Source organism: Nocardioides sp. AX2bis (genome assembly GCF_902506435.1).
In the GTDB taxonomy this organism is placed as follows: domain Bacteria; phylum Actinomycetota; class Actinomycetes; order Propionibacteriales; family Nocardioidaceae; genus Nocardioides.
The window spans coordinates 1-1234 of the sequence record NZ_LR733247.1 but is presented as its reverse complement, the minus strand read 5'-3'; the positions used below and the strand labels follow the sequence as shown (position 1 = coordinate 1234).

1 protein-coding gene is annotated in these 1234 nt (G+C 69.3%); it reads right to left on the bottom strand.

The window, feature by feature from the left end; genetic code table 11:
* Nucleotides 1-29: 29 nt before the first annotated feature.
* A complete protein-coding gene (locus GV155_RS20200) occupies nt 30-1232 on the bottom strand; it encodes an IS30 family transposase (protein WP_442938877.1) in 1203 nt (400 codons plus the stop codon).
* Nucleotides 1233-1234: the final 2 nt, after the last annotated feature.

The following is a 1234-nucleotide window of genomic DNA, read 5'->3' as shown; positions in this document are numbered from 1 at the left end:
GGCGGGGTCCATCGGTCGTAGCAACGGGGTCAGGCTGCTGACGGGGTTGTCAGGAGCTGGTCCAGCTCTTGGGCTGGTGTGCGCATGTTGAGGGTAGGCCGTGGTCTGGCGTTCAGGGTGGCTGCAATCTTGCGGAGGTCGCCCTGGGTGAAGCGGGACAGGTCGGTTCCCTTGGTCAGCCAGTGACGCAGGAGCCGGTTGGTGTTCTCGTTGCTACCGCGTTGCCAGGGTGAGTGGGGGTCGCAGAAGTAGACCGGCATCGCCAGATCGAGCTGGATCTTGTCGTAGCGGGCCAGCTCGCTGCCGCGGTCCCAGGTCAGGGAGCGCCGCAGGTGCTCGGGCAGCTGAGCCATCTCGCGGATCATCGCCGCAGCGACCGAGTCCGCGTCGTGGGTGCCGGGCAGGTGCAGCAGGATCGTGAAGCGGGTGGTGCGCTCGACCAGGGTCCCGACCGCTGAGGCGTTGCCGGTGCCCAGGACCAGGTCGCCCTCCCAGTGTCCGGGCACCGCACGGTCATCGACCTCGGGTGGGCGTTGGCTGAAGGTGAACGCCTCGCGGTACAGGCTGCTGGTGCGGGTCGTGCCGGCCGGTCCGGTGCGGGTCTTGCGGCGCGGGCGGCTCGTCGACAGCTGGCGGTGCAGGTCTTGTCGCAGGCTGCCGCGTCCTTGGACGTAGAGGGCCTGGTAGATCGTCTCGTGCGACACCCGGTCCATGATCGTGTGTGGGTGGTCGGTGCGCAGGACCCGTGCGATCAGACGTGGTGACCACCCATCGTCCATCCAGGCCTCGATACGTCGACACAGTGCGGGGTTGGCCACGAGGCGGAACTCCTTGGGCCGGCGCCGTCGCTCGTGCGCGACACGGTGCGCCACCGGCGCCCAGTAGGTCCCATCACCGCCACGGTTGCGAGCGACCTCGCGGCAGATGACCGACTTGTTCCGCCCGATCAGGACCCCGATCTGGGCATAGGACAGCTCGCGGCGCAGACCGGCAGCGATCACCGCCCGGTCCTCGCTACTCAAGGGTCGCCGGCAACGTTCGGTGCCGGGCTGCTCACCGTGCCCAGGCCCGGGCCCGGGCACCCGTGGAGCAGCAGTGCCGGCCAGGCCGCCGCAGCGCCCCATCTGGATTCGTGGACTCACAAACCCCGAGGCTCGCCACCAACCCCGCGCCGCGGTGCCCGACACGCCGCTACCAGCCGCAGCCGCGTCTAATGACAGGCCCGAACACAACA